Source organism: Teredinibacter sp. KSP-S5-2 (assembly GCF_032773895.1).
Taxonomy (GTDB): Bacteria; Pseudomonadota; Gammaproteobacteria; order Pseudomonadales; family Cellvibrionaceae.
On sequence record NZ_CP120416.1, the window covers coordinates 697250 to 724032 of the forward strand.

The 26783-nt window shown below is 44.8% G+C and carries 25 protein-coding genes; 18 read left to right on the plus strand and 7 right to left on the minus strand.

Going from position 1 to position 26783, the window contains the following annotated elements; genetic code table 11:
* The first annotated feature begins 2 nt into the window (after positions 1-2).
* The 5 genes from P5V12_RS03260 to P5V12_RS03280 are packed head-to-tail and all read left to right on the plus strand — an operon-like array spanning position 3 to position 5272.
* Positions 3-1685, plus strand: a complete 1683-nt coding sequence (locus P5V12_RS03260; protein ID WP_316955805.1) for a methyl-accepting chemotaxis protein — start codon at positions 3-5, stop codon at positions 1683-1685.
* Positions 1686-1712: 27 nt separating this feature from the next.
* A complete protein-coding gene (locus tag P5V12_RS03265) occupies positions 1713-2525 on the plus strand; it encodes a CheR family methyltransferase (RefSeq protein ID WP_316955806.1) in 813 nt (270 codons plus the stop codon).
* Between the two features lies 1 nt (position 2526).
* Complete coding sequence (locus P5V12_RS03270) at positions 2527-3015, plus strand: chemotaxis protein CheD (RefSeq protein WP_316955807.1); 489 nt, start codon at positions 2527-2529, stop codon at positions 3013-3015.
* Positions 3012-4052, plus strand: a complete 1041-nt coding sequence (locus tag P5V12_RS03275) for a chemotaxis response regulator protein-glutamate methylesterase (RefSeq protein ID WP_316955808.1) — start codon at positions 3012-3014, stop codon at positions 4050-4052. The genes P5V12_RS03270 and P5V12_RS03275 overlap by 4 nt, the downstream gene beginning before the upstream one ends.
* Positions 4049-5272 carry an EAL domain-containing response regulator gene (locus P5V12_RS03280; protein ID WP_316955809.1) on the plus strand — a complete coding sequence of 408 codons (1224 nt, stop codon included), beginning with the start codon at positions 4049-4051 and terminating at the stop codon, positions 5270-5272. The genes P5V12_RS03275 and P5V12_RS03280 overlap by 4 nt, the downstream gene beginning before the upstream one ends.
* A 46-nt stretch (positions 5273-5318) precedes the next feature.
* Here P5V12_RS03280 and bfr read toward each other — a convergent pair whose 3' ends face one another.
* Positions 5319-5783 (minus strand): bacterioferritin, encoded by a 465-nt coding sequence (bfr, locus tag P5V12_RS03285; protein ID WP_316955810.1) that lies wholly within the window; start codon positions 5781-5783, stop codon positions 5319-5321.
* A gap of 106 nt (positions 5784-5889) precedes the next feature.
* Positions 5890-6096 carry a bacterioferritin-associated ferredoxin gene (locus P5V12_RS03290; protein ID WP_316955811.1) on the minus strand — a complete coding sequence of 69 codons (207 nt, stop codon included), beginning with the start codon at positions 6094-6096 and terminating at the stop codon, positions 5890-5892.
* Between the two features lie 398 nt (positions 6097-6494).
* Here P5V12_RS03290 and P5V12_RS03295 point away from each other — a divergent pair, with 398 nt between their 5' ends.
* The gene (locus P5V12_RS03295; protein ID WP_316955812.1) at positions 6495-7097 is read left to right on the plus strand and encodes a peroxiredoxin C; all 603 of its coding nucleotides are present in this window, start codon (positions 6495-6497) and stop codon (positions 7095-7097) included.
* A 32-nt stretch (positions 7098-7129) separates the two neighbouring features.
* Here P5V12_RS03295 and rnt read toward each other — a convergent pair whose 3' ends face one another.
* Both rnt and pyrC read right to left on the minus strand, forming a co-directional pair.
* A complete protein-coding gene (rnt, locus tag P5V12_RS03300) occupies positions 7130-7810 on the minus strand; it encodes a ribonuclease T (protein WP_316955813.1) in 681 nt (226 codons plus the stop codon).
* 19 nt (positions 7811-7829) lie between these two features.
* Positions 7830-8864 carry a dihydroorotase gene (gene pyrC / locus P5V12_RS03305; protein ID WP_316955814.1) on the minus strand — a complete coding sequence of 345 codons (1035 nt, stop codon included), beginning with the start codon at positions 8862-8864 and terminating at the stop codon, positions 7830-7832.
* 184 nt (positions 8865-9048) lie between these two features.
* On the opposite strand from pyrC, the gene P5V12_RS03310 reads away from it, so the two are divergent.
* Positions 9049-9990, plus strand: a complete 942-nt coding sequence (locus tag P5V12_RS03310) for an OmpA family protein (RefSeq protein ID WP_316955815.1) — start codon at positions 9049-9051, stop codon at positions 9988-9990.
* A gap of 12 nt (positions 9991-10002) precedes the next feature.
* On the opposite strand, the gene P5V12_RS03315 is transcribed toward P5V12_RS03310, so the two are convergent.
* Positions 10003-11346 (minus strand): hypothetical protein, encoded by a 1344-nt coding sequence (locus P5V12_RS03315; protein ID WP_316955816.1) that lies wholly within the window; start codon positions 11344-11346, stop codon positions 10003-10005.
* Positions 11347-11363: 17 nt separating this feature from the next.
* Entirely contained in the window at positions 11364-13580 is a 2217-nt protein-coding gene (locus P5V12_RS03320) for a DUF3857 domain-containing protein (protein ID WP_316955817.1), read from the minus strand.
* A gap of 227 nt (positions 13581-13807) precedes the next feature.
* Here P5V12_RS03320 and P5V12_RS03325 point away from each other — a divergent pair, with 227 nt between their 5' ends.
* The 11 genes from P5V12_RS03325 (at position 13808) to P5V12_RS03375 (ending at position 24809) form a co-directional block, all read left to right on the plus strand.
* Positions 13808-15031, plus strand: a complete 1224-nt coding sequence (locus P5V12_RS03325) for an argininosuccinate synthase (protein ID WP_316955818.1) — start codon at positions 13808-13810, stop codon at positions 15029-15031.
* A 332-nt stretch (positions 15032-15363) separates the two neighbouring features.
* Positions 15364-16824 (plus strand): cytochrome-c oxidase, cbb3-type subunit I, encoded by a 1461-nt coding sequence (gene ccoN, locus P5V12_RS03330; RefSeq protein WP_316955819.1) that lies wholly within the window; start codon positions 15364-15366, stop codon positions 16822-16824.
* A gap of 13 nt (positions 16825-16837) precedes the next feature.
* Positions 16838-17449: a cytochrome-c oxidase, cbb3-type subunit II gene (gene ccoO / locus P5V12_RS03335; protein WP_316955820.1), complete on the plus strand. Its 612-nt coding sequence runs from the start codon at positions 16838-16840 to the stop codon at positions 17447-17449.
* Between the two features lie 6 nt (positions 17450-17455).
* Entirely contained in the window at positions 17456-17647 is a 192-nt protein-coding gene (locus P5V12_RS03340) for a cbb3-type cytochrome c oxidase subunit 3 (protein WP_316955821.1), read from the plus strand.
* Between the two features lie 2 nt (positions 17648-17649).
* Positions 17650-18549, plus strand: a complete 900-nt coding sequence (ccoP, locus tag P5V12_RS03345) for a cytochrome-c oxidase, cbb3-type subunit III (RefSeq protein ID WP_316955822.1) — start codon at positions 17650-17652, stop codon at positions 18547-18549.
* A gap of 165 nt (positions 18550-18714) precedes the next feature.
* Positions 18715-20178 carry a cytochrome c oxidase accessory protein CcoG gene (gene ccoG / locus P5V12_RS03350; protein ID WP_316955823.1) on the plus strand — a complete coding sequence of 488 codons (1464 nt, stop codon included), beginning with the start codon at positions 18715-18717 and terminating at the stop codon, positions 20176-20178.
* Positions 20179-20197: 19 nt separating this feature from the next.
* Entirely contained in the window at positions 20198-20740 is a 543-nt protein-coding gene (locus tag P5V12_RS03355; protein ID WP_316955824.1) for a FixH family protein, read from the plus strand.
* A 16-nt stretch (positions 20741-20756) separates the two neighbouring features.
* Positions 20757-23153 (plus strand): heavy metal translocating P-type ATPase, encoded by a 2397-nt coding sequence (locus tag P5V12_RS03360; RefSeq protein WP_316955825.1) that lies wholly within the window; start codon positions 20757-20759, stop codon positions 23151-23153.
* Positions 23154-23357, plus strand: a complete 204-nt coding sequence (gene ccoS, locus P5V12_RS03365; RefSeq protein ID WP_316955826.1) for a cbb3-type cytochrome oxidase assembly protein CcoS — start codon at positions 23154-23156, stop codon at positions 23355-23357.
* Between the two features lie 2 nt (positions 23358-23359).
* Positions 23360-24094 (plus strand): sulfite exporter TauE/SafE family protein, encoded by a 735-nt coding sequence (locus tag P5V12_RS03370; protein ID WP_316955827.1) that lies wholly within the window; start codon positions 23360-23362, stop codon positions 24092-24094.
* Positions 24095-24185: 91 nt separating this feature from the next.
* Positions 24186-24809 (plus strand): ParA family protein, encoded by a 624-nt coding sequence (locus tag P5V12_RS03375; protein WP_316955828.1) that lies wholly within the window; start codon positions 24186-24188, stop codon positions 24807-24809.
* A gap of 295 nt (positions 24810-25104) precedes the next feature.
* On the opposite strand, the gene P5V12_RS03380 is transcribed toward P5V12_RS03375, so the two are convergent.
* A complete protein-coding gene (locus tag P5V12_RS03380) occupies positions 25105-26484 on the minus strand; it encodes a glycosyl hydrolase family 8 (protein ID WP_316955829.1) in 1380 nt (459 codons plus the stop codon).
* Positions 26485-26783: the final 299 nt, after the last annotated feature.

Sequence of the window (26783 nt, forward strand, 5' to 3'; positions counted from 1 at the left end):
TTATGTTTAGAAAATTAAGTATTAAATTAAAAATTGCACTTTTGTCACTTCTCGTACTCCTTTCAATGGGGTTTTTAGGTGCTTTAGGTGTTTCAGAACTTATTGAAGTCGATAACTTTGTTGATCAGAGAATAGAAAGAATTGATATTCAAGTCGAACTGTTGGAAGCCGTTGAGCAAGCGCATGTTCATTTTAAAATGCAGGTTCAGGAATGGAAGAATGTGCTAATTCGAGGTAATGATAAAGAGCAATTTGATAAGTACTTTGAGCGCTTTGTCAAAGAGGAAAATACGGTTCAGGAATTATTAAAACTATCGATTGAAAAACAGAAGGCACTCGGTATTGATTCTGCCGGAACCAATCAATTGCTGTCTGATCATAAACAATTGGGTAAAGAATATAAGGATGCGATAAAGAGCTTTAATTCATCGGATAGAACAGCTGGGCAAACGGTGGATAAACTTGTTAAAGGTGTTGATAGGGCTGCTAGTAAAGGCATGGAAGAAATTGCACTTCGGACGGAAGATGAGATTAATAATCTGATTAAGGACACTGCTCAAGATATTCATGATAACACTGACCATGCCATAAACAGTTTCATCTTATACGGGATCGTTTTTTCGGTTTTAGTCTTGGTGGTCATGCTTTACACGTTTTATGATATCTATGCCTTGTTGGGCGGAGAACCAGCTTATACTGCGGATATTGTGAAAAGTGTTGCTGACGGTAATCTCGACTTGAATATTACTTATGCCAGTCGTTTTAGTAACTCCTTATTAGCAGACATTGCTTCAATGAAGGAAAAGCTTACCGCGGTAATATCAGATGTCCGGGCTTCAGCGGATGCTTTGGCTTCCGCTTCGGAAGAGGTCAGTTCGACTGCACAAGGTTTGTCGAAAGGTGCTTCGGCACAAGCGGCAAGTGTGGAAGAAACTTCTGCATCCATGGAAGAAATGTCTGCTTCTATTTCTCAGAATAATGAAAACGCTAATGTGACTGATGGTATGGCACAGCAGGCGGCGGAAGACGCAATTAGCGGCGGTAATGCCGTTTCTGAGACTGTTGAAGCCATGCAACAAATTGCCGAACGAATTAGCGTTATTGACGATATTGCCTATCAGACAAACTTACTGGCATTAAATGCTGCTATTGAAGCTGGTCGGGCGGGTGAACATGGACGAGGGTTTGCGGTAGTTGCCTCGGAAGTGAGAAAGCTGGCAGAAAGAAGTCAGGTGGCAGCTCAGGATATTGGTGAGTTGGCAACTAACAGTGTTAAACAAGCGAATGTTGCGGGCGCACTTTTGGAAAAAATGGTGCCTTCCATTCGAAAAACGGCGGATCTTGTGCAAGAAATTGCAGCGGCTTCATCTGAACAGACATCCGGCGTGCACCAGATAAATAGTGCCATTGGCCAGGTGAGCATGACTATGCAGCAGAATGCTGCGGCTTCGGAAGAGCTAAGTGCGACTTCTGAGGAGATGAGTAGTCAGGCAATGCGCCTAAAAGAGGCCATTGATTACTTCTCTATTTCCACGGTTATCCCAAGGCAATCTTACACATCTGTTTCAAGTCGTCCGATGGATAAAGTTGATAGTACATCCTCGCGGCCCAGTGATGTGTCTTCTTCTCCTAGAAGGGTGGTTGGAGACGATGATGATCAATATTTTGTCTCCCACAACGAATAGTGACCTATTGTTAACTGAGATTGATTCATGACACATGGAATCCCCTATCCTTCAGATAGCGAGTTCTTAAAGTATCAGCGGCTAATTGAAGAGAGTACGGGGATTTTTTTACCTCCTCATAAGAAAACGTTACTGAATAACCGGCTGAGTAAACGTTTGGTTGAAAGGAGTTGTAAAAACTTTTCAGAATACTTTTCTTTGATATCAGACTCTGGTGAATCCCATGAATTGGAGATGGCACTGGAACTGATTACAACTAACGAAACCTATTTTTTTCGCGAACCCAAGCACTTTGATTTCTTGAATAAGGTTTTACAGCAACGGCAAGGTGATACGAAAACATTTCGTGTTTGGTGTGCTGCTGCGTCGACAGGAGAAGAGCCCTACACCATCGCGATGATTTTGTCAGAGTCATGCAGTTCTCCATGGGAGTTGGTTGCTTCTGATGTGAATGAAAAGGTGTTAGAACATGCTTATAAAGCCATATATCGCGATGATCGACTCAGTGGGGTGAGTCCGGCTTTTATGGATAAATACTTTCTTCATGGGATAGGGAAATATCAATCTCATGTACGTATAACGCCAGAGCTTCGTTATCGTGTGAAATTTTTGAAAGTGAATCTAATGCATGACTTTACCGGAATGGGAAAATTTGATGCGATTTTTATTCGAAATGTCATGATTTATTTTGAACGAGAAACGCAAATCAAAGTTATGCAACGCATATCAAAATGTATTAAACCGAATGGTTATGTGTTTGTTGGGCATTCTGAATCTCTTCATGGGGTGGATAAAGAGTTTCGAATGCGTTGTCCTGCAGTGTATCAATATGGTGTATGAGATGTTTATTGGTAATAACATCTATTATTTAATTACAGGAGAGATCTTCTTTTCGCATCAACCGATAAAGATCCAGACCACTCTTGGTTCTTGTGTTGCTGTAACAGTGTGGAACCCGGAAAAACGTTACGGTGGGATGTGCCATTTTTTACTGCCTTATTCAAGTAAGAAAGAGGCTGAAAAACCCGATGGTTTCTATGGTGTTCATGCCGTTAGATATATGAAGGGAAGAATGGAAAAAGAAGGTAATGCTCGCGATTATCAAGTGGGTTTGTATGGTGGAGGGAGTTTGTTTTTTTCCCCAGACAAAACCCGAAACGTTGGATGCAAAAATATTCAGTTGGCTGAGCAGTGGGTTAAACAGGAAAAATTGAATGTGGTTGAAACCTCTCTGGGAGGAGACAACGCACGAACACTGGTGATGGATCTAGAAAATGGCAAGATTGATGTGCGTCTGTATCCGGTTCCTCTTGATGGTAATAGGCAATGACAATAAACGTTATCATAATTGATGATTCCGCTGTTGTGAGACAGGTACTCTCCTCCGTTCTGGAGGAGGCGCCGGATATATCAGTTATTAAAGTTGCGTCCGACCCGATAATTGCACAGAAATTTCTGCAAGAGCGATGGCCAGATGTGATTATTCTGGATATCGAAATGCCCCGAATGGATGGCCTGACATTTTTACGGAAAATAATGTCGGAGCGTCCCACGCCAGTAGTTATTTGCTCATCACTAACCAAGAAAAGTTGTAACTTAAGTTTAGAGGCGCTTTCTCTGGGAGCGACCAATATCATAACCAAGCCCGAATTAAGTGTGAAAGGCTTTCTGTTGGATGCAAAGCAGGAGTTCTGGCAGGTCGTGCGTGCCGCAGCACAGGCTAAGATGGTTCGGCAACCTAAGTCAGTTGCTCCTGATGCTGGAGAAGAAAAGCCTCCTCGTCAGAGTGAGTTGGTTCATATGAGCCACACGACTGACAGAATTGTGGCCATCGGCACGTCTACCGGTGGCACCATTGCATTGGAATACATTCTTCCATTATTAACTCGAACCTGTCCTGGGATTGCTGTTGTCCAGCATATGCCTGAGAAGTTTACATCGGCGTTTGCTGCTAGGCTTAATGATATATCCCAGGTCGAAGTGCTTGAGGCGCAGGGCGGTGAGCGCCTCATTCCAGGCCGGGTACTGATCGCACCCGGTGGGAAGCACATGGAGGTAACCCGTTCGGGAGCACAGTTTATTAGTCGGGTTTTTCATGGGCCGCCCGTTAATCGCCATTGTCCTTCGGTTGATGTGCTGTTTCGTTCCGTTGCAAAAAACGTAGGGCGTAACGCGTTGGGAATTATTATGACGGGAATGGGAGCCGATGGTGCCCACGGGTTATTGGAAATGAAACAGGCGGGGAGTGAAACTGTGGCTCAGGACGAAGAGACGTGCGTTGTATTTGGTATGCCGAAAGAAGCAATTCAATTACAAGCCGCCCGAAAAATTGTTGCACTGGAACAAATCCCAGGGCTTATTCAATGAATGAGGTCCTAAATATGCAAACGCTACGACTCTTTGTTGTTGATGACAGTATTGTCCAGTGTCAACATGCGGTGGACTTATGCAACCAAGCTCCTTGTGCCGTCGAAGTTCGATCAGCTCATGATGGTGCAGAGGCTCTTGCTGAATTGAGAAAGGAGAGCTGCGATATTGTTCTGGTTGACTTGGAAATGCCTGTTTTAGATGGCGTTGAGTTAATCGGGTATATTGCAAATGAATGTTTAAGTAAAGCCATTATTATTATGAGCGCTAAGGATATTTCGCTTATTTCCAGTGTTGGTGTGATGGCCGAGGCTGAAAACCTGGATGTACTTGGTACCTTGCAAAAACCTGTTTCCCAACAAGCCTTAAATTCCTGCTTGGAAAAATTTCAGGCTGAGTCTCAAGCGAGAGATGATACCTCCACCGAGTCTTTTAAATTATCTGCTCAGGATTTAATTTCCGCCATTACACGAAAAGAATTCTTCTTGTGTTATCAGCCGGTATTGTCAGTTGAAGGTTTAAAGATGATTGGCGTCGAGGCGCTGTGTCGATGGAATCATCCTGAACATGGTATTGTACTTCCCGGTCGGTTTATTAGTGTGGCAGAAAATGCCGGTTATATGGGGGCGCTGACATTAGAGTTATTTGATCAGGCGCTACAGCAAAAAAAGTACTGGAATGATCGAGGTTTAAAACTCGCTCTTTCACTAAACCTGTCACCAAGTTTGTTAAACAATACAGATTTCACCGATTGGATATGCGGTCATATTAATTACTATAAAGTGGATGCCAACGAAATAAATTTCGAAGTAACTGAGAGCATGATCATTGGTGACATTGCCAAGGCAATTCAGATTCTTGCTCGTTTACGCCTAAAGGGTTTTCACATTTCGATAGACGATTACGGTAGTGGTTTTGCTAATGCTGAGCAGTTGTCCCGCTTACCCGCAACAGAGCTGAAATTGGATCGTTCTCTGGTGCATCACTCAAATAAGAAAGAGCAACAACAGAAGGTGTTGGCCAGCACGGTACAAATGGCATCGAGTTTACGAATGACAACCGTTGCCGAAGGTGTGGAAGATATTGAGGATCTGGCTTTGATCCGTTCACTTGGTGTTGACCGTGTTCAGGGGTTTCTTCTAGCCAGACCTATGCCTGCTGAAGAGATAGCGAGTTGGGTAACGGAAACGTTACCAGTATTGAGACAGAACTTTTTATAGGGGGAATTAAAAAGGCTGCGTGAACTGCAGCCTTTTGCGTGAGGGATTAAATCATTGATTGTAGGTAGTTTTCCAACGTTGTCGCATTGATCAGATCTTTTTGCGTGTCTATCCAATCCAGATGCTCTTCTTCTTCTTCCAGAAAGTCTTCTAATAAATCACGGGAAACGTAGTCTTGAAGGGATTCGCATATGGCGATCGCTTCTCGTAACTGCTCCAGTTTGGTCGTTTGTAACTTTCTGTCGCAATTTAGAATTTCCTGAGCATTTTCTCCAATTAGAATTTTGCCCAGAGATTGTAGATTGGGGAGGCCCTCGAGAAATAAAATACGCTCGATGAGTTTATCGGCCTGTTTCATATCTTCGATGGACTTCTTGTATTCTTTTTCTCCCAGTTTTTTGAACCCCCAGTCATTACACATACGTGAATGAAGAAAGTACTGGTTGATGGCCACAAGCTCGTTTCCTAATGCCTTGTTTAGGAATTCAATGACCTTTGCATCACCTTTCATGGCGTTCTCCTGTTGATTCGGGGCGAGATTGTGCAAAAGTTTGGTTTCCGGCTTGGCTTATGTCAAGCCGGGAAGTGAGGAATTTGTTTGGAATGAGGAGAGGGAGTTAAGCTACTTCGTAGAAAAGGGCGGATGAGGTGTTTCCGGTTGTTTCTAGGGCTTCTTTTATTACTTCTCGTGCCAGAGTGGAGCACTTACCACATTGGCTCATTACGCCGAGGCGTTTCCGGACTTCCAGTACGCTTTCGGCACCAGCATTCACGGCGTCGCGAATTTGGCTGTCTGTAACACCTTTACATACACATACGTACATAGCTATACCTTTTTGATCAATGATCAAACTGATCCAGAGTTACACTAATACTAATGCAAATGAGAATGCTTGTCAAATGCGTTCTCATTTTTGTCATTATCTGTGTTGAATAATAGGTAACTTGTGGTGGGGGGTGTTTGACCAAAAACAAAAGAAAAGGGATTCACCGAAATACGAATTAGGCTGCAGCTATGAGCGATATAAAAAAAATTAATTAATTGTTGGGCTTGCTCTGTGTATGATTAGCCGTCTCTATCGGAAGAAGTAGACTGATAGTCATATTGAATGAATTCTGTGCCAGTTGATGGCAATTCATTCAGTGGTGGGCCTAAAGAAACAACGGTAGCTCCCATCTTCCTGTCACCACAAAAATTACTTATTTATTTAGGAGAACATTCATGGGCGTATTAGTAGGTAAACAAGCTCCAGATTTCACAGCTCCAGCGGTATTGGGCAACGGCGAAATCGTTGATTCATTTAACTTCGCTGAAGCCACTAAAGGTAAAAAAGCAGTTGTATTCTTTTACCCTCTAGACTTCACTTTCGTATGTCCATCAGAACTACTTGCGTTTGACCACCGTATGGAAGAGTTCCAAAAGCGTGGCGTTGAAGTTATTGGTGTTTCCATCGATTCTCACTTCACTCATAACGCTTGGCGTAATACTCCGGTAAATGATGGCGGTATCGGCGCTGTTAAGTACACCTTGGTTGCTGACATGACTCACGCTATCTGTCAGGCATATGATGTTGAATCAGAAGGTGGTGTTGCTTTCCGTGGTTCTTTCTTGATCGACGAAGACGGTTTGGTTCGTCACCAGGTTGTGAACGATCTTCCTCTAGGTCGTAACGTTGACGAAATGCTTCGTATGGTTGACGCTTTGGCATTCCACCAAGAGCACGGCGAAGTATGTCCAGCTGGCTGGAAAGAAGGTGACAAAGGCATGCAAGCTTCTCCAGAAGGTGTTGCAGCTTACCTTTCTGAGAACGCTGAAAGTCTATAAGGTCGTTTTTCAGGCATTAAAAAAACACCGGCTTATGCCGGTGTTTTTGTATCAGTCTCTGTATTTTCTTCTATTACGGCTGCTAGAGGCCATCCGCCAAGTGATTTCCATTTGTTGACTATCCAGCAATACAAATCTGCCGTCTTTTCCGCATCATAGGCCGCAGAGTGCGCCTCTGAGTTGCTGAATTCGATTCCGGCAAGTTGACACGCTTTGGCTAACACGGTGTGTCCCAGAGCGAGGCCCGATAGTGTGGCCGTGTCCATACAGGAAAACGGGTGAAATGGGTTACGTTTTATTTCACAGCGTTGTGCCGCGGCATTCAGAAACCCCAAATCAAAGTGGGCGTTATGGCCAACGAGTACCGCTCGATTGCAGTCGGTTGTTTTCACTTCTTTGCGAATCGCCTTAAAGATATTTGTAAGTGCGTCTAGCTCTGTGACGGCTTCACGGGTTTCGCTGTTCAGATCGATTCCGGTAAATTCCAGGGCGGCGGCTTCGATATTCGCGCCTTCAAACGGCGTGATGTGGAATTCCAGGGTTTCCTTCCGTTCCAGTTCTCCGTCCTCATTCATCTGGATTGTGACTGCTGCAATTTCCAGCAGTGCATCTGTATTGGCATTAAAACCGCCGGTTTCAACATCAATAACAACCGGCAGAAAGCCGCGAAAGCGCGCGGCAATGCCTGTTCTGATTTTCTTTTGTTCGGTCACGATATACAGCCTTTAATGCTTATCGTTGAATTTGCCAGCGAAGCGTTTCTCCGGCCATGATAGGAACCAGTGTCGATTCACCAAATTCGAATTCGGTGGGTAGGGTCCATTCTTCTCGTTTTAACGTGATGGTGTCTTGGTTTCTCGGTAAACCGTAGAAATCCGGGCCAAAGTGGGCAGCAAAAGCTTCTAGCTTGTCCAGGGCATTCGCTGCATCAAACACCTCGGCATATAGCTCTATTGCCGCAAAAGCGGTATAGCTGCCGGCACACCCACAGGCGGCTTCTTTCTTGTTTTTGGCATGGGGGGCTGAATCGGTTCCGAGGAAGAATTTCTTATTGCCACTGGTCGCAGCCTGAATCAAGGCCTCTTGATGAATGTTGCGCTTGAGTATTGGCAGGCAGTAGAAGTGAGGACGAATTCCGCCAGCCAGCATATGGTTACGGTTAAAGAGCAAATGGTGTGCCGTAATCGTTGCTGCAACCTTATCACTCGCTTGGGTAACAAAGTCAACGGCGTCTTTTGTCGTGATATGCTCAAGAACTACCTTAAGTTCGGGGAAATCAGCAATCACCGGTTTCAGAATTTGTTCAATAAACACGGCTTCCCGGTCGAAAATGTCGATATCTGAGGTGGTGACTTCACCGTGTACCAATAGCAGGATACCTTGTTCTTGCATGGCTTCCAGCACGGGGTATATGTTTTTCAGGTTAGTTACGCCTGAGTCTGAGTTAGTCGTCGCACCGGCAGGGTAGAGTTTGCAAGCCACGACACCGGCCTGTTTGGCAGCAACTATATCTTCTGCTGTTGTGTTATCGGTCAGATACAACACCATTAATGGGGTGAAGTTTTCACCGCTGGGGACGTGCTGCAAAATCCGCTCTTTATACGCCACAGCTTCCTCTGCATTGGTTACGGGGGGAACCAGATTGGGCATGATGATGGCGCGAGCGAAGGAGCTTGCGGCATGGGGCACCGTATACTGGAGGGCGTCGCCGTCTCTCAGGTGGATATGCCAATCGTCGGGTGCGGTAAGAGTAAGAGTTTGCGTCATTTTGCCGGGTACTCATGTGTTACTGACAGAGAGTCGCGAATGCTACCTGAAAACCGGCTTTTTTGCATTGTCTGTCATTATCAACACTAAAGCTGGTGGCGATGCCGCCGATATAAACTAAGAGTCAGTTTATTTTCTCGTTGCTGTTTTACGGGCTGTCTATGAATGCGTTAAAGGCCGGATTGTGTTGACACTGTTTGTTCTATCAAAACTCCGATCTGTCTGGTTGGGTTATAGCGTGGTTGTTATGTCCGCCTGCTTTGCCATGTCCGGGGCTTATGCAACAACCTACACCAAAGCAATCAATAATGAAGGTTGGCGGTCTGAAAGCTCGGTTTTCGAGTGTCGCGTAGTCCATACAATCCCCTTTTACGGCGAAGTTGTTTTCCGTAAGCGGGCGGGGGAGTCATCTTCATTTTATCTGCGCTCCCAAACCAGTCGATTCCGTGCCGGTGAGGCTGAAATTACAGTCCATCCTCCAGTTTGGAAGCCTAAAGGGCGAACCTATAATCTGGGTAAGGCACCAATCAAAAGGGGGCTGACGCCTATGTACCTGGGCGATTATTGGGCAGAGAGGATGCTGGTGCACCTCAGCCATGGCCGAGAGGTTCAAATCGCTGGTTTAACTTGGTACGACAATATTCGCCACATCACTGATCTTGACATTACGCCTATCGGATTTAGAAAGGCTTATGATGAATACCTGGGATGTCTGGCGACGTTAATCCCTCGAAACTTCGATCAGCTTAAGCGCACCGCGTTATATTTTACTCCCGGGGAGCAAGAGGAATTATCACCAGGGGCGCAGCAAAAACTGGATCAGATTTTGGCATTGGTGAAACACGATAATAAAGTACGGCTGTTCTATATTGATGGTCATACCGATAGCGCCGGAGATCGAAATGAAAACCTGGAGTTATCAAAAAAACGGGCAGAATTGGTTAATGCTTATTTGATACGTCGAGGAATCCCGCAAGACTGGATAAAACTTCGCTGGCATGGTGAGCGTTATCCCGCGAAAAGTAACAGTACTGCCTCGGGTAGGGCAAAGAACCGCAGGGTGACAATTCGTTTGGAGCGTGTGGAAGAAATTGAGGTTCTGCCATTAGCTTCTGCAACCAACTAGTCTAAGCGAGTGTTAATTCAGTCCGTCTAAAAGAGATTGAGCCCAATAGTATTCCGGATAACGAAGAATTCTCAGTGATTTTGTTTGTTGTAGGTGATGTTTAACTGCATCATCTTTGTCACTATTTTTTATCCATGCCCTGTATGCGGTAAAAAAGTGCCCCAATGTCTTTTCGCATTGATTTTCAGCTAGATACAGCAGGTTATCTTCTTCATTTACTTTCTCGGCAAAAACGTAGTCGTAAATAAAATGTTCCCATTTGTTTGTTGCTGTATCGCTGTTTAATTTGGGGAGGTCTTTTTTATTGTTATCGATATTGTGTAACCAGTTAAGAATAAAGCTGTGATAAAGCGAAGGTTTGACGTGTAGCGTATAATTTTTGTATGCGTCGTAACTGTCTCCCCATTCTTCCAGCCCTGCGTGGCCTAATGCTAAAAACAGATAGCCATCATTATTTTCAAATTGCTTAATCAAGCGTCGAGATAACTCTTTCGCCTCTTTATACTTTTTAAGGTTGAGTAGTATTTGGATATGAAGTCTTAGATTCCATTGTGTTTCTTTGTTTGCTATAGCTTTTTTTACTTGCATCAGTGCGAGCGGCATCAGGTCTAGCACCTGGTAAATATATGCCTGCGCATATAAGTAATCGGCGTTATTCGGTTCCTTGGATGATGCTCGGGAAATATGTTTAATGGCTTGCTGGCTGAGTGCTTTGGTATTGTTTGCGCATAGTCGCGCATCGGCAATATTGTTTAGTTGCAGTCCGAGTTGGTAGGACGGCGCGCCTGATTCTAGATCCAGGCTCTGGGCTTGCTTAGCGGCTGCTGCGGCTAGCCAGAAATGGTTTTGCTTTGCATAGATTTGAGAGAGTTCTAGCCAGGGGTAGGGGTCGTAGGGTTGTTGTTGGATTGCGCGTTCTAATATGGGTAACAACTCTTCCTGCGGTTTATTTAATGCTTTCGCCTTGATAAATGTGCTTTTTGCTGGCGCTGCAATGGAAGGACGAATTGCTGGATGAATCGCATTAAACTGTTTTTCTAGTGCTGCCTCATCATGCTGGTTTTCCAAAATGCTGGTAGCAAATAAAACCAAATAGAATGCTTTTTGATACTGAATGTTATCTGGTTGCTTTTTCAGAGCCTGCTTAAATAACGTGTAGCTCTTGTTTAAATCTGACGGTGAAAAGCTTTCTCCCCATAACTCAAAATACTCTTGTGCAGAACGATAGAGTTCCTGATGTGTGGTCGCCTGAGCTAAGGGGTGGGTCTGTTTGGTGTTTGTGTTCGGTGTGTTGGTGCAGCCGTGAATTAACAGTACGGCTGCGCATGATATTAAAGTTGTTTTTATTCTTCGCATCCTGACTGACTTCCTGCTTAGGGTAAATAGCCTAGGGTTTCTGCTACAGTAAATGATTGCTGAGATTCGTCGATCATTGAATTCAAGCCTTGAGCCATACCTAGGTAATACCAAGCTTCGCCACTGTTTACATTTAGTTTTACTGCTTCCTGGGCGGGTTCCAGTGCTGCTTCGAAGTTGCCGGCTTCTATGAGTTGTTTGGTTTTTGCCAGCAGAAACTCAAAGCTCTTGTTGCCAAACTTACTTTCAACTTGTGAAAGCTGATGTTCTTTTTCCTGCTCTGGATTGTTGGTAAAGCTAATAATCCAGGGGTTGGGTTGTGAAAGAGCTTTTGCATGCTCAAAATATTCGGCGTACTCTCTGGCTGAAATATTAATCACTGGCCGTGTAAGCGACATAGTTACCCTGTAGCCTTCTGCTGTTTTGCTTCCTTTTTGGGTGAATGTAAAGTAGTTACTTTTTATATCCGAACCGGTATCCACAACAGCAACAATGGTTTCAGTGGGGGCGTGGAAATTTGCATTTAAATACAGTGTGCTGGGATAAAAATTCGTAAAGCGATTTTCTCGTTCCTGTGGTAATTGCAACTCACTGTAACCACCGAATAGTTGGATGATTTGAGCGAGGCTGGCGGCGAACGAAACGGAATCCTCTTCCGAGGCTTTTTCTTTAAATGTAAATACGCCCTTAATTGTTGCTGGTTGCCAAAAGTCATCAGTATTTAATACATCGCCACTAAACACGTACTCGGTGGTTTTGGGAAAAATTGACGATGCAAACTGGTTTAAGCTGGTTGTGCGGTTGGTGTCATGTTTCCACCAGTTGCGAATATTTTCTTCGTAGTAGCCTGATAAAAATATTTCTGCGCTGACCTCGGAAAAGCCTTCTTCATTAACCCGATAGTCCAGATTCAGGGTGGCTTCGTTATTAGGTAGTTTACTTTTAGGGATGCGAGTGAGCTTTCCTCCCTTGCCATCCACAACAAACGCGGTCTGTCCGGCAAGATAGCCAGACATCCCCGGATAAAGAGCCCGGTCTCCGGTGGTATCCAGCCATATTGCTTCGCGTGTTTCGGTTGCGGGGATGTAAACGATCATGTGGTCGAAGATAAGGCTGACTAATGGTGTATCGCTACGTCCGGATTGTGGTGTCTGTACCAGTGCCGGGTAGGCTTCTACACCTAGCTCTTTAAGCAGTGTCACCGTTAAAACAGTTTGGTCTTTACAGTCACCGTAATTTTGTTGCAGAACATCATTGGGAAAGTGAGGCTCGTATCCGCCTCTCCCCAAGTGGGCAAACACATAACGGATATTACTTTGTATAAACTCATATACGGCACGGACTTTTTCGTCATCTGTTCCATGTTTTTTGGTTTTTAATCGCTTGGCAATTTTTTTTGTTTCTGCTGTGGGTACCAGTTTTTCGTGCACATTACCCCAGCTCCACGTATCGATTACGCTCCAGTCTTTGTGGGTAGATATAAATAGTTGAGGTGCGACTTGATACAGTGGTGGCATCCAGCCTTCAATAGTCAGGTCTTTTACATTTTTCATGCTCCAAGTTTTGGTGATGGTTCGACCATCACTTTTAACTGTAGGTGTGGCTGGAAAATGGTTGTACGACTTGGTGTAAAGCTTTTTGCCCACGTTGTGGGTTAGTGAATAGGAAAAGTTGGAAACGTAGTCTGTACGCCATCCGTCATTGCCTACTTTTTTCTGGAAATAGTAGGGAGTGATGCGGTTACTGAACAATTCAGGCAGCGCTAACTCTTTACTCGTATGGGTATATTGAAATTCGAGTATTGAACCGGGGGCAACGTCGGGAAGAGAAAATACCAGCTCGCTGCTATCGGAATAAAAATCCTGGCCACCACCGGTTATACGAACCTGAACGGCATCTTCTGCCAGCTCGTTGAGCTTGCCTTGCCTATCAAGCACGCGGGCAAAATCCAATGAGATATTGGAGTAGTAGTGGTTGTAGGGTACGGCAATGCGGCCATAGTCGCGTGCTGCTTCAATGCTGTTAATGCGGATTGAAATATAGTCAACCGCTTGCCAGTGACCGTCTGCTTTCAATTCCACTTCGGTGAGTGAGTAGAGTACTTCAGCACCGTGATCGGTTTGTACGATCTTGGCTTGAATGTCGAGATCAGGGCCGAGGCGACGTGTATCCGCTGCAACTTGGGTGCTGAAAATGAATAAGATGCAAAAAAGAGTGCCCCACAAGGCCGGCATGGTGATCTCCCTGGAACGACAAAAGTCGGGGTGAAACGGAATATTGAATGTCGTAATTTAGCAATATCCGCTACTGATATAAAGAAAATAGTCGTCAGTTCGGTGAATGGGTGGCCTTCGATGCTGTCATTTTCCTCATAATCGCGATAAAATCCGCCCCCCTAAATATGTGTCAATTTCGCATCCCGGCTGAGCGTTCCGCTTGGCCAGATATAACCGGAGAAGCTATGTCATCCTCAGTTAACAAAGTCGTTCTTGCCTATTCTGGTGGTCTGGATACCTCTGTAATCGTTAAATGGTTACAGGAAACTTACCAGTGTGAAGTAGTGACCTTTACAGCTGACATTGGTCAGGGTGAAGAGGTTGAGCCCGCTCGGGCCAAGGCCGAAGCGATGGGGATCAAGGAAATTTATATCGATGATTTACGCGAAGAATTTGCTCGCGACTTCGTCTTTCCCATGTTTCGTGCAAACGCCATCTATGAAGGTGAGTATTTATTGGGAACGTCAATCGCCAGACCGCTTATTGCCAAGCGTCTGATTGAAATTGCCAATGAAACCGGTGCGGATGCGATTTCTCATGGTGCAACAGGTAAAGGTAACGATCAGGTACGTTTTGAGTTGGGTGCTTATGCACTTAAGCCTGGAATTAAAGTGATTGCGCCTTGGCGGGAGTGGGATCTGACTTCCCGTGAAACGCTTATGGACTATTGTAAGAAGCACAATATCCCTGTTGATTTTGCCAAGGCACAGAAAAAATCCCCTTACTCCATGGATGCCAACCTACTTCATATTTCCTATGAAGGAGACATTTTGGAAAATCCGTGGGCGGAAGCGGAAGAAGATATGTGGCGCTGGTCCGTTTCTCCTGAGAATGCACCAGACAAGCCTGAATATGTGGAGATTTCCTTCAAGAGTGGTGACCCGGTTGCTATTAACGGTGAGGCCATGTCGCCAGCCACCATCATGGAAACTCTGAATAAGATGGGTGGAGCGCACGGTGTTGGTCGATTAGACATCGTCGAAAACCGCTACGTGGGTATGAAGTCTCGCGGTTGTTATGAAACACCGGGGGGCACCATTTTGTTGCCTGCGCACCGTGCTATCGAATCTTTAACGCTTGACCGTGAGGCCGCACACTTAAAAGATTCTCTCATGCCTAAGTACGCCGAGTTGGTTTACAACGGCTACTGGTGGAGCGCGGAGAGAAAAATGCTGCAAGCTGCGATCGATGAGTCTCAGCAAGTGGTTAATGGTGATGTGCGTATCAAACTATACAAAGGTTCCGTTTCTGTAGTGGGTCGTCGCTCTGATGACAGCCTTTTCGACGAGAAGATTGCAACCTTCGAAGATGACGCTGGTGCGTATGATCAGAAAGATGCGGAAGGCTTTATCAAACTGAATGCTTTAAGAATGCGTATTGCAGCCCAGAAAGGTCGTGGCTTTCTTTAAGCGTTAACAGCCATAAGCGTAATTTCAAACTAAACTAAAACCAAAGATGAATACCACGTACGGCAGTACGTGGTATTCTCGTATTCGTCCTTAATTAATTTGGCACACGAATAAACCTGGTGGCTCAATTTGATGGTAATCAATACCCTTAGGTTGAGCATGCCTATAATGGCTCGTGCTGTTAAAGCTGGAATAGACAATGGGCTACTGTGTAGCCAATATTTAGGGTGGTCTGTTTTTAGCCGATTCAGCGTTCGAAGTCCCACGGTAAAGCGAAATATAAGCGTGTACCGATATAAAAATTTTCTAACTATAGTGTTTGGGAATCTACTATGACTAGTGACTTGTCATCTCAAAAGGGTGCTGCAGCTCAGTCAAACTACAACTATAAGGTGGTCCGTCAGTTTACAATCATGACGGTCGTCTGGGGGGTGGTTGGCATGGCTGTAGGTGTATTGCTTGCGGCCCAGCTAATGTGGCCGGAACTTAACGATCTGCTACAGCCTTATTCACATTTTGGTCGTTTGCGACCATTACACACCAATGCGGTAATTTTTGCATTTGGTGGATGTGCGCTGTTTGCTTCTTCTTATTATATTGTTCAGCGAACCAGTCAAACGCGTTTGTTTGGCGGCTTCTTAATTCCTTTTACCTTCTGGGGATGGCAAGCCATTATCGTAGCTGCTGCGATTACTTTGCCGTTGGGGATTACCAGCGCAAAAGAGTACGCTGAACTTGAATGGCCAATTGATATTGCGATTACCCTGGTTTGGGTGGCTTACGGAATTGTATTCTTCGGTACCGTTGTTAAGCGAAAAACCTCGCATATTTATGTGGCGAACTGGTTCTTTGGTGCCTTCATTATTACTGTTGCGCTACTGCATGTAGTGAACAGCATGGCAATGCCAGTGAGTTTGTTTAAATCCTATTCTGCATACAGTGGTGCGATGGACGCCATGGTGCAATGGTGGTATGGCCACAACGCAGTGGGCTTTTTCCTGACGGCGGGTTTCCTTGGCATGATGTACTACTTCGTGCCGAAGCAAGCTGAGCGTCCGGTTTATTCATACCAGCTTTCGATTGTTCACTTCTGGGCATTGGTTGCCGTATACATATGGGCTGGTCCTCACCACCTACATTACTCTGCGCTACCAGATTGGGCACAGACTTTAGGTATGGTGATGTCATTGGTTCTATTGGCACCTTCCTGGGGTGGGATGATCAACGGTATCATGACGTTATCCGGTGCCTGGCATAAATTGCGCACTGACCCAACCCTTCGTTTCCTTGTGGTGTCTTTATCCTTCTATGGTATGTCTACCTTTGAAGGCCCGATGATGTCGATTAAGACTGTGAACGCGCTGTCCCACAATACTGACTGGACAATTGGTCACGTGCATTCCGGTGCATTAGGTTGGGTGGCAATGATTTCTATCGGTGCGGTTTATCACTTAGTGCCTGCTTTATTCAATAAAAAGCAGATGTGGAGTGTACGCCTGATTAATACCCATTTCTGGTTGGCCACAATTGGTACGGTGCTTTACATCGCTTCCATGTGGGTTAACGGCATTATGCAAGGTTTGATGTGGCGGGCATTTAATGCTGACGGCTCACTGGTATACAGCTTTGTTGAATCCGTTGAAGCCAGTTATCCAGGTTACTTTGTGCGTTTCCTCGGCGGGTTTATCTTCCTGTTAGGTATGCTGTTCATGTCCTACAACGTGTATCGCACGTGCGTAGAAGAAGAGTCCGAAGCGGAAGAAGCTTCGCAAGCTCAACCACAAACAGCGTAACGGAGGAAGCGACATGAAAAATCATGATATTGTTGAAAAGAATGTTGGCTTGATGGTGCTTCTCGTCGTTGTTGCGATTAGCTTCGGCGGCTTGGTGCAGTTGGTTCCTCAGTTCTTCCTGCCTGAGACAACTGAACCTGTAGAAGGCTTAAAGCCATTAGCTGCTCTTGAGTTGGAAGGTAGAGACATCTACATTCGTGAAGGTTGTCATACTTGCCATACTCAAATGGTTCGTCCTTTGCGTGCGGAAGTGGAGCGATATGGCCACTATTCTGTTGCTGGCGAATCTGTCTACGAACACCCCTTCCTTTGGGGCTCAAAACGAACTGGTCCTGACTTGGCTCGCGTGGGTAAACGCTACAGTGATACATGGCATCGTGCTCACTTGTATAACCCTCGAAACGTTGTGCCAGAGTCCAATATGCCGGCTTTCCCCTGGTTGTTTGACGAAAAGTTAGATGGCAAACACACCGCGAAGAAAATGTCTGCATTACGTACTCTTGGCGTGCCGTATACCGATGAAGATATTGCTGGCGCTCAAGCCGCTGTAGAAGGCAAGGCAGAAATTGATGCTGTCGTTGCTTATCTGCAACAGCTTGGAACCTTGTTAACACATAAAAGGTAGTTAGCTATGGATCTCAATACCCTTAGAGGTCTATCAACGGTTTTTGTTATGGTCGCGTTTGCGGGTATCTGCTGGTGGGCGTTTTCCCCCAAGCGCAAGAATAAGTTTGAAGACGCGGCAAACCTTCCGTTTGCTGACGAAGTCAATTCAAAAGATACAGAACTTCATCCTGAAAATGATGAAGAAAGGCAGGGCTAGATATGAGCACATTCTGGAGTTTGTGGATTATTGTCCTCACAGTTGTTTGTTTAGCATTGGTCACGTGGGTGTTATTTGCAAACCGCAAAGTGGCTGTGAGTGATGATGAAGAGCCGGAAAATAGAACAACCGGACATGTATACGATGGTATTGAAGAATACGATAACCCTTTACCTCGTTGGTGGTTTAATTTATTTGTAGCGACTTTGGTTTTTACTGTTGCGTACTTAATTTGGTTTCCTGGTTTGGGCGCATGGAAAGGTATTGGCGGCTGGACTCAGGAAAATCAACTTGAAGCTGAGCAGGGAAAGGCGCTGGAAGAATACAAAAGCAGTTATGACGTTTACTCACAAATGTCTATCGAAGAGTTGGTGCATGATGGGAAGGCTATGAAAATGGCAACCCGCTTATTTGCCAATAACTGTGCAGTTTGTCATGGTGCTGATGGTGGCGGAAACTTCAGCTTTCCAAACTTAACAGACAATGACTGGTTGTACGGCGGTTCTCCTGAAGCGATTAAACACACCTTGACTCAAGGGCGTAACGGCAATATGCCTCCCTGGGGACCAATACTCGGTGAGCAAAAAGTTGCACAAGTATCTGAGTATGTTCTTAAGCTATCCAGTCAGGATTATGATTTGAAGCTGGCTACCGAAGGCGAATCGGTATTTAGTCAAAACTGCGCAGCATGTCATGGTGCAGAAGGAAAGGGAATGCACGCTTTGGGCGCGCCTAACCTGACCGACAATATCTGGCTGTATGACGGTTCGCGTGAAGGTATTATTCACTCAGTACGTATGGGCTTGAATAACCATATGCCTGCGCAAAAAGATTTACTTCGTGAAGAGAAGATCCATTTGCTTACTGCATATGTATATTCTTTATCTTTTGAGTATGAATAGATAAGACTCAAACGCTAAAGCGTTAAATGGGCGTGCAGGTATGCGACAAAATGTCACAGTCCTTCACGCCCTTTTTTAATTTGGAATAGTATAAAGTATCAACCAAAGTCGTGCGTCTCAGTGTATTTTGAGACGCACGACGGATTCGATTTTTGGAGTAGCTAAGTGTCTGAACAGCGAAGTAGTGAAGAAAAAAATGCGGATAACAAAGCTTCTGACCAGTCAATTCGTTATGTAAACCTGTATGAAACCCCGGACAAAATATACACACGGAGAATAACCGGTTTTTTTCAAAATATACGTCGCTATACCGGTTTGCCTTTAATTGCAGCATATTTACTTTTACCTTGGTTAGTTATTGATGGCCGACCTGCGGTTTTATTTGATTTGCCCGCACGGAAATTTCATGTGCTGTGGATGACGTTTTGGCCTCAGGATTTCATGTTGTTGGCCTGGTTATTAATTATTTCTGCTTTCTCCCTATTTACGGTCACGGTGTTGTTAGGCCGGGTTTGGTGTGGTTTTACCTGTCCCCAAACGGTCTGGACAATGATGTTTATGTCCGTTGAACACATAGTTGAAGGGGATAGAAATAAAAGGATTAAATTAGATCGTCAGGGCTGGACCTTCGAAAAAATCAGCAAGAAAACCGTTAAACACTCTTTATGGATTTTAATTGGGTTTATTACCGGGGCGACTTTTATTGGGTATTTTGTACCCATTCGCGAGTTGTTAGCCGGCTTGATACCATTTCGTAATGATTTGGGTATGTTGCAAATCGGTGTTTCACCAGTAGCGGCTTTTTGGACGCTGTTTTTTACCACCATGACCTACTTGAATGCGGGCTGGATGCGTGAACAGGTTTGTAAATACATGTGCCCCTATGCGCGTTTTCAATCCGTTATGTACGATTCGGATACACTGGCAGTTCATTATGATCCAAAGCGTGGCGAACGACGCGGTACCCGAAAACCAACGGATGACTACAAGGCGAAAGGGTTGGGTGATTGTATCGATTGTTCCTGGTGTGTTCAGGTGTGTCCAGTGGATATTGATATTCGTGACGGTTTGCAATACGACTGCATCAACTGTGGTTTGTGCGTTGATGCTTGTAATGCCGTTATGGATAAAATGAAATACCCAAGAGGATTGATTCGATTTACATCGGAAGATGAGTTAAAAACCGGGAAAACCCGTTTTATCCGTCCAAGGTTATTTGGTTATAGTTTTGCTGTGTTGGCAATGATTAGTGCGTTCTCTTATGTGCTACTGTCCAGAACGGCGTTAAGCGTTGATGTGATACGGGATAGAGGAGCACGTTTGTATCGCATAGCCGGTGATCAGGTGCAAAATGTCTACACCATAAAAATCAACAATATGGATGATGAGCCTCACGAGTATTCAATTGAGCTTGATGGTAAATACCCATTTGAATTAAGAAATTATCGGCCGATGAGAATTGAGGCAGGTGAAGTGTTTACTTTACCCTTACGAATTTCTATTCCTCGAAGCGAGTTGAATACAGAAAAAGCTAAACTTAAGTTTATTGTTACCGCCCAGGATGACCCTGAATTACAGGCTGTCGAAACCACCAATTTTATTGGGCCTGCAGTAAAAAAGCGTCGTTAAACAGATTTAGGTAGAATGCGTGAATTCAAAACACGAACAGGATTCAAATCCTTGGTATAAAGAGTTTTGGGGATGGATTGTTTTTACCCCCTTAATCGTTGTTATATTAACTTGCACGGTTACGGTAACTATTGCAATTCGCTCAGCCGATGATGTAGTGATTGATGACTACTATAAAGAAGGTCGTTTGATCAATCGCAGTTTTTCTGCGGATCAAAATGCAATAGATCGCGGTATTTCCGGAACTCTGGTATTCAATCAGGCGGGGCGAGTAGTCTCGTTCACACTGGAAAAAACCGTGCAGTTGGAAGATGAGCTAGCTTTATTTATTTCACATCCGGCAAAGACTGAGCTTGATCGAACTATTCAATTGCAAAAAATTAGTTCGACGCGTTTTATTGCGGATAATGTAGATGTGGAAAAAGGTCGCTGGTATGTAAGGATTACTCCAGCTATTTCTGATACTTCTCAATTGCGTGGCGCAGATGGGGAAGAGAAAACGCAATGGCGTTTATCTGGAGAAATAGACCTGAATAATACGACGTCGATCGTATTGCGCTAATACGGATCAAAACATAATGAGCACTTGCTTTCACTGCGGGTTACCCGCGTTCAAGGAATATGAAGCAAAAATTGAGGGTGAATTAAAATCTTTTTGTTGTATCGGTTGTCAGGCAGTGGCTCAGGCCATCGCCGATGGCGGCTTGTCTGAGTACTACAACTATCGGGATGTGTCTGGCGAAACAGGAATCGCTCAAAAAACACAATTCGACGCCTATAATCTTGATGAAGTTCAGGCGGACTTTGTTACCTTTTCAGAAACTTCGATACGCACTGCCAGGTTAAATGTTGTTGGTATTTCCTGTGCTGCCTGTGCCTGGCTAATCGAAAACTACCTGGGCAAACTTCCCGGAATACAAAAAGTCATCGTCAATGTAACGAATCGACGGTGTATATTACAGTGGGATAATGATGAAATTCAGTTGAGTGCAATCATGCACGCTCTGGAGGATATTGGTTATCACCCTCAGCCAGCCATTGCCAGTCAGCAGGAAAGCACTCAGAAAAAAGAGGCAACCGGATTTTTACGTCGTTTGGGGCTGGCCGGTATTGGCATGATGCAGGTGGGTATGGTTGCTGTTGCACTCTATGCTGGCGAAGCCCAGGGTATTGATGCGCACTGGCAATCGTATTTGCGCTGGGTGAGTTGGCTTATTGCTACGCCGGTAATGCTTTATAGTGCCAATCCATTTTTTTATAACGCATATCGGGCTTTGCGGTTAAAAAGCTTGAATATGGATGTACCGATTGCTTTGGCATTATCCATAGCGTATCTCGCCAGTACCTGGGCCACTATTATTAACAGTGGTGAAGTGTATTTTGATTCTATTTCCATGCTGACCTTTTTTCTGTTGTTGGGGCGTTATATTGAAATGCGTGCCCGGCACAGTAGTGCTTTCGCTACATCCAATTTGTCACAACTGTTACCACTGTCAGCCGAATTAATGGAAGAGGGTGAAAAAAAACTGGTGCCGTTAAAAAGCATTCAGCCGGGTCAAATTGTTTGGGTAGATGCTGGCGCAGTGTTTCCGTGTGATGGGGTGGTTGAATCCGGAACCAGTACGGCGGATGAATCTCTGTTAACGGGGGAATCCGAGGCTAAACATAAAGCGCCGGGCGACAAAGTAATAGCCGGTTCCACCAATGGTGATACCGGGTTGCAAATTAAAGTCGCGGCGGTGTCTCAGAACACCTTGTTGGCCACCATTGAAAATTTAGTGGAAATTGCCACTACAACAAAACCCAAACAGCAAGTAATGGCAGATAAGGTTGCCAGCTATTTTGTTGGTGCCGTATTACTTGTTGCTACGTGTGTGGTTGTGGGCTGGTATTTTATTGCTCCAGAAAAAATACTGTGGGTGTTGTTGTCCGTGCTGGTGGTCACTTGCCCTTGTGCATTGTCTTTAGCGACTCCTGTTGCTTTAACCGCGGGAACACTTAAGTTACGACGAATGGGCTTGCTGGTTCGCTCTCGCTACTTTTTGGAATTGCTCCCCAGTATTACCCATATTGTGTTTGATAAGACTGGCACCTTAACGGAAGGGAAGTTATCGGTACTTAAAGTGGTCAGCCTCAGTGAGCATGATGAAAAATCCATTTTGGATATTGTGTCCGCGCTGGAAATAAATAGTTCTCATCCAATTGCCCGGGCATTTGATACGGTTGGCCTGCGACATATTGCCAGTAACGTAACGGTATATTCCGGTGAAGGTGTTGAAGGGGATATTGGTGGCATAACCTATCGGTTTGGTAAAAAAGAATTTGCTTCGCCAGAACAACTGCAAAATATTGAATACCCTGGTGACGGTTTTTGGCAACTGCTTGCGGATAAAGAGCGAGTGATTGGCTGGATTCTTTTACATGATTCGCCTCGACCTGAATTGAATAAAGTATTGGAAGAACTCAGTAAAAACCGAATTGACGTGACACTTCTCAGTGGTGATCGGGAAGAAAATGTGCGTGCCTTTGGCGAAAAACACAATATTGCAAACGTTGTTGGTGGATTGTTACCGGAGCAGAAACTGGAAATTATTCGTGAACTGCAAAGCTTTGGTCGGCAAGTGCTGATGGTGGGGGATGGCATTAACGATGTGCCCGTGCTCAGTGGGGCAAATTTATCTGTCGCTATGGCGGGTTCTACGCAACTAGCAGAATCAAAAGCGGACAGTGTTTTGGTGAATGGTGATTTGCGGACGCTGGTGAAAAGTCTGTCTTTTTCCCGTAGGGTAAAAGACACCATACGCCAAAATCTGGCTTGGGCCATTGCGTACAACCTGGTGGCGTTGCCGGCCGCAGTAACCGGAATTATTCCTCCATACCTTGCTGCAATTGGTATGTCGCTAAGTTCTCTTGTGGTGGTGGTAAATGCTCTGAGACTAAATCGGGGTAAAAAAATATCGGCCAGTGGTGATTAAATGGAAAGTCTATTTATTCTTATTCCAATCGCCTTAGTGTTTGTTGTTATTGCGGTTAAGGCCTTTTTTTGGTCTGTAAAATCTGGTCAGTTTGATGACCTGGATACAGAGGCCAAGCGCATATTATTTGACAATGAGCCTAAGAAAAATAAAAAAATGCAAGATCATCCGCAACAACAAAATCAACCTGAATATAAGGAGTGAACTTGGACAACCTTCCTTGGGTAACAGCATTCTTTTTGGGATTATTTGGCGCAGGCCATTGTTTAGGAATGTGTGGGGGCATCGCAGCAGCATTGTCATTTGCTGTGCCGGTAACAGAGCGATATAAAAAACTGTTGTTACTTTTAGGGTATAACATCGGTCGCATTTTAAGTTATACCGCATTTGGGGCGGCGGTAGGGGCTGTGGGCCACCAAATAGCAAACGCTAGTGGTATGCCGATACTTCGGGTGTTATCGGGTGTGTTACTGATTTTAATGGGCTTGTATCTGGCGGATTGGTGGAAAGGGTTAACCTATATTGAACGGTTGGGTAATGTTGTTTGGCGGAAAATCCAACCTTTAAGTAAAGCCCTGATGCCGGTTAAACGATTGGATCATGCCATATTGTTGGGTGCAGTTTGGGGCTGGCTACCTTGCGGTTTGGTGTATTCTGCCGCCACATATGCGGCAATGCAATCCAGTGCAACCCATGGTGGTGCGGTGATGCTGGCGTTTGGTTTAGGTACTTTACCTGCAGTATTTCTAGGCGGGTTGGCCGGTCAAGGAGTGAAAGAATTTTTGCAGAATAAGTGGGTGCGCCGTACTTTTGCGGTCCTGTTTATTATTTATGGTGGATGGGTTCTCTATGGCGTAACACAGAGAGGCCATGCCGATCATTCCCAGCATATGATGACAGAACAGCAGGCGTCAGAAGAGGACCCTGTTAACTGTCACTGATTTCCACAGCTTTTTCCTCGATTATCTGCTATAAATTAGCAGTGAATGCGCTTGCCATAACAACTGACAATAATTGGCGTTGGGGAAAATCATGGAACAAGTCTTTGTCGCAAATCCGAAGGGTGGGTGTGGGAAGACGACAATAGCGACACATCTGGCGGGCTTTTATTCCAGCCAGGGATTTAATGTGTTGTTGGTGGATCACGATGCTCAACGCTCCAGTTCCGATTGGCTAGCTGTTCGCCCGAAAGGTTGTTCCCCTATTGATTTGGTCGCCGCCTCGGCGGATACCCCAACCCAGACAAATGGCGCCGATTGTGTTGTCCATGATATGCCTGCGGCCTGGTCGCTTGAGCATGTTTCCAAAATTTTGCACAGCGGTGATAAAGTCCTTATTCCTGTGCTTTCTTCTCCTACCGATATCAAAGCCAGCTTTCGTTTTATTATGAGTTTACATCGCTCTGGTGTGATGGAGTCTGGTATTGACGTGGGGTTAATTGCCAATCGTGTGCGAACCAATACCAATTACGTCCAAATTTTGAATGAGTTTTTGGAACGGATAAATTTGCCAATGGTGTCGAGTTTACGTGACACTCAGAATTATGTTCACGCTATGGATAAGGGCGTAACAATTTTTGATTTTCCGCCATCGCGTATAAAAAAAGACAGAGAGCAGTGGCAGCCGGTTTTGGATTGGTTGGCGGTGGATGCATAACTTTCAGAAAACCTTTTCTGCCTTGGCAGACTATCGGAGGCAGGACGCCGACGATAAGCGTATAGGGATATATTCACAGCGAGTCTGCAAAGGCTAAAAGGTTGTCCGTATAACGTTAATGTAAATCCGCTGCTATTTTCTCGACACGCCGTAAATCCATCCATGGAGGCTCGTCGCCAGCTTCCCTGCTGTCGACGGTCGTGCTCATAGCATCGGTTTTACTTTGGTTTTTTCTGCAGGTCTATAGTGTTTATTTATGGTTGTCCAAATAAGCTCATTAATAAAATGATCATGGCTAGCCGGGAAACCACCAATTCCCAGAGATAACCATCATATTTAATAACGCCAAGGTATCTTTAAAATAGGCGTCCTGCAGAGGAAGTGTCTTTCCTTCGTGAACCAGAAAACGACTTTCCGTTCCGTAAGCATGCGCCTGACGTAAGAACTTCCAGCCCTTGGATAAATCTTTCTTACCGTCTTTTCGAACAATTTGAGACGCAATTAAACCAGAAGAAAAATGCAAGGCTTCCAGGTTATTCCTCTTACCCTGATGGTCATGGTAAGGGCTTTCTGCCTGATCCCAATCAATCGTGTCTTTTCCGTCGAGAGTGTAGCTGTCGACAACCTTTTCCCATTTACCATTTACCATTGGTGCAATCCAGGATGCAATTTTTTCCAACTGTGCCTTGCTTCGTTCATCACCGGAATGAAGGTAATCTGCGGCTAAGCGGAAGGGTAAACGACAGGCGTTTTCTGAATAGTGATTGGTTGGGAAATCTTCATCCAAAAACTTTTCTGGAGCAGGCCGAGGGTATTTGCCAACAATAAAATCCGAAGCCAAACCAGTACCCTTATTGTATTCTGAATTGAATACACTCAACACGTTGTAAATTTCATCAATGGCATCGTTGAATAACGGTTTTTTATCAGCATCGGCGTAGATAGCAAACGCACGCAGGTTATCCAGCATAAAGTCGCTGGAGCGAGTCACCCACTTAGTATAAGGCGCGTCGTCGTCGTGCCAGTCTCCCAACTGAACCCGTTTGGATTCATGGTGAATAAGATTACTGTAAATACCGCCGTTAATCATATCCTTCGCCATATCCATGTAGCTCTTGGCAAACGGGCTTTTCCCTGGCCATTGTTTGGCCCCCATTAGCAGTCCATACGCGATATCCATATCGCCATCAGTTGCGCTGCCAATTTCGTCTTTTTCCTGTGTGCCAGCAATGTGATTTTGGGTAATTACCCAATTCATCATGTGATTTTCTTTGTGCTTGTGAGCCAGATAAAGTCTAACCAGAGAATCATATTTTTCTTTCTCACCCATAATGGCAAAAATGATCATGCCGTAACCGGTATGTTCGGAAGCACTGACCATAGGGCCTAGTGAATCCTGATTATCGCTCCAGGGATCGGGGTAACCACCGGTTACATGGCCTTCTATATAACCAATATTATCGTAAGGTGCGGGATAGGTTCGGTAATAGTGGGCTAACCATTTCTGATAATATTGATGTATGTCTTTATCCAGTGTTTTTTGGGAATACTTGGGTTTGCTAATTCGATAAGTCTTTTCCTTTTGCGCCATAGGAAAAGGCATTGCATCTGGGTATGCTTGAACTGCGAGTAAGTTCATTGAAAGGGATATAAAAAATATAGCCAGAATCCGCATGTAGTTACTCCTAATCAGGATAGGTTCCGGGCTTCTCAAAACAGCTGCGATGGAGAAGTGTAAATTGTCTATTAAGCCATACTAAGTGTATATCCCTGTTTGTGAAATAGTGGCCCAATTAATACAATACGCAGTACTAAACTTGCTTTCTGCATGATTGTTCTTTGAACCTAATTATTTCATAGGCTGTTGCCGATTAGTGGGTGCTTACATTGGTTGTAGATCTTTGTCTTTAGGGAAATTATTCCTGAACACTATTCCGATGGTTACACTAAAGTAATTAAAAATCGGAAAATCAG